The sequence below is a fragment of the Arthrobacter sp. JCM 19049 genome (assembly GCF_001310435.1).
Map to the genome: position 1 here is coordinate 1 of NZ_BAXF01000303.1, position 2,648 is coordinate 2,648.

The window sequence follows — 2,648 nt, forward strand, 5'->3', positions numbered from 1 at the left end:
GCCAGCAGCACCGAAAGCGCCGGGGGACCACATCGCCCCGCCCTCAAGATCCTGTGCGCCCACCTGGCCGAGCGCCACGCCCTGCACTGCCTGGATCCCCGGGAGCTGGACGCACTGCGCGATCATTGCGATTCCCCGGACACCGCCACGGACAAGGCATCCCCGGCGGCCCCCGACTCCGCCGACGTTGCGGCCCGCTACGCGCTGGGCCGTCCCACCTTCAAGGACCCGGCCGAATTCCTGGCCGGTTGGCTGCCGCTGGACTACCACGAGGCCAAACGCCGGGTGAACGCCGCCCGGCAACTGATTGGCCGGTTCGATGACGCCGGCGTGCCGGTCGACCCCCAATTCCCGAAGCTGGCCGCGAAATTCAACGACGCCTCTCTGCCGCCCCAACCGGTCATCTCCGCGGCCGGGCGGCTGGCCACCTTGGAGCCCGTCGCCGAGGGCACCGAGCAGCCGCTGCCACCGGTGCTCACCCCGGAGGGCGCCACCGTGGAAGACGTGGCCCAGAGCCTGGTTGCCGAACCCGATCCGGCCACGCGCAGCAAGAAACTAAACCAGCTGTTCAAGCAGGCGCGGACCACCACCGAACAGCTCGATCCCGTCACGGCCACCGGCCTGTTCCGTACCGGGGCGAAGAACGGGCTGGTGAACTATGCGTTGCGGCTGTTGCCCGGCGACGCGGAACTGATCGAATCACTGATCGCCCAGGCCGATAATCCGCGCACCGATGCCGGGAACGACAGCCGTGTGCTCGATGATCCCGCGGAAGCTGGCGCACCGAGTGGATCTGCGCCGGCTCCGGACGCCGAGGATCGCCCGGATTTTGTCACTGCAGAGGAAGCGGCGCAGAGCGGTCCGATCAGCTCGGTGGCCGCCAATGTCCCACAGCGCCGGCTCAAGGCGCTGCTCGTTCCTGCGCCTGGACATTGACAAGATCCTGCGCGACCACTCGCGCCGCCAACGCAAGGCCAAGGGCAAGGCCCAAAAGCGGGCTGCATTGCCGCCACTGGTCCGGCCCCTGGTGATGGTGCACTTGACACTGGCCGAGCTGCGCGGCGAAGCCAAAACCCACGGACTGACCGCACACGGGCTGGAACTGTCGGCCACCGACCTGCGCCGAATCCTGGCCCGGGCCAGGATCATTCCGATGACGCTGGGCGGCAAGGGGGAAATTCTCGATGTGGGCCGCAGCCAGCGCGAATACCCGCTGCCCATGGCCCGGGCGATCAAGGCCCGGGACCGCGGATGCATCGTCCCGGGCTGCAAGGTGCCGGTGGAGCACTGCGAAATTCACCACATCAGGTTCTGGAAGGATGGCGGAGTTACCGCCGTGCGGTGGGCCGCGACCATGTGCACGAAGCACCACCACGATGTGCATGCCGGGCTGCTCAAAGTCATTTCCAACGGCGGGGTGCCGCAGGTGATCCTGCCCAAATTCCAGGATCCGCTGCAGCTTCCCCGCCGCAATTCCATCAACTACCGGCTCGGCGACCTGTTCCGGCCGGCGGACCCGGTCGCTCCTCCCCCATAGGGCAACCCGTTCCCCTGCCGCCGGCACTGCTGGCTGCCCGTCGAGCGCCGACGCGATGAAGGTCTTCGGCCGTGGTGCGTGGTCAGCCCGCCTGTCGGTGCGGAAGCAGATAGGGCCGCCGCCCCTCAACCCGCACGGCACTGCCGTCAATCCCGACCCCGGTCAGAGGGATGCGGTCCAGTTCCTCGCCCGGTTGCCCCTGCCACACCACCGGTTCCAGGGACACATCGCGCCGCGCCCGCCAGCTACGGTGCGCCGGTTGCGGCGCAGCACCTCCGAAACCCGATGCGGGTACAGCGCCAAACGGCCCTGCGGTGACCCAAGTGTGGAGACCGGGTCACTGTCCACCGGCACCGGGCGGCAGTCCCACCCGCTCAGCCCCACCACCTCCAGCTCGGTCCCGGCGGGAATCAGCTGGTCGTTCACGTGCTCTGCCCAGACCCACGGGTTCAGGGCGTGGCGCACAAACTCCTGCCTGCTCATGCTGTTGACAGCCTGCACCCCGTGCCGCACATTCTTCGTGGACCGGTACGAACGCGGCCAGCCAGGGATCATCGTGTTCCGGTTCGGCGGCTGCCTCAACGTTGCTTGCAGGTGCGCCGCACCTGCAGTCCTCCTCGGAGCTTCCGAGCGCGCCACCACTCCACTCAGTGCGCCCAAGTGGATCGCGCCGCCTTGTCCCCCACCGACCGGGATCCGCAGGACCAGGGGCCCGACGAACCGCTGGGCGGCGAAACGCACCAGCACCAGCAACCCCCAGAACGCGAGCCCGATCAGCCACAGGCAGCGGTTTGCAGATGTTGTATCTGGATCCGGTCCACCTGTTGCTGTGCATCGGTGAAATAGTCGAAGCCGACCCTCGCCAAGCCGTACACGAACCCGGCAACGGAGAGTTTGGCCAACCACGGGGCCACTTGTTTCCGGGCGGCGGTGTGCTGCAGCAAACTCTTCTCAACCATCACGGATTGCACTGCTTCACGTCGCCAGGTGCGCAGGCTTCTGGTGAAACGCAAGCCACTGAGCATTCCGAGCGCACCCAGCAGGCCGAAATATCCGGCGCCCAGCGCAAGGACCCGCTGTTCCAGCGGCGGCATGGCATCCAGGCCACGAG

Annotated in this window: 4 protein-coding genes; 2 read left to right on the plus strand and 2 right to left on the minus strand. The window is 67.7% G+C overall.

Annotated features, from left to right (window positions below):
• Window positions 1-936: hypothetical protein (locus JCM19049_RS11300; protein WP_279403039.1), on the plus strand; the 936-nt coding region annotated here is incomplete at its 5' end.
• A complete protein-coding gene (locus JCM19049_RS11305) occupies window positions 884-1,537 on the plus strand; it encodes an HNH endonuclease signature motif containing protein (RefSeq protein WP_054821645.1) in 654 nt (217 codons plus the stop codon). The genes JCM19049_RS11300 and JCM19049_RS11305, both read left to right, overlap by 53 nt.
• Before the next feature lie 162 nt (window positions 1,538-1,699).
• On the opposite strand, the gene JCM19049_RS20460 is transcribed toward JCM19049_RS11305, so the two are convergent.
• Together JCM19049_RS20460 and JCM19049_RS11315 are read right to left on the minus strand one after the other, a co-directional pair.
• The gene (locus tag JCM19049_RS20460) at window positions 1,700-2,020 is read right to left on the minus strand and encodes a hypothetical protein (protein WP_279403040.1); all 321 of its coding nucleotides are present in this window, start codon (window positions 2,018-2,020) and stop codon (window positions 1,700-1,702) included.
• A 290-nt stretch (window positions 2,021-2,310) separates the two neighbouring features.
• A partial coding sequence (locus tag JCM19049_RS11315) for a hypothetical protein (protein WP_279403041.1) occupies window positions 2,311-2,648 on the minus strand: 338 nt, incomplete at its 5' end.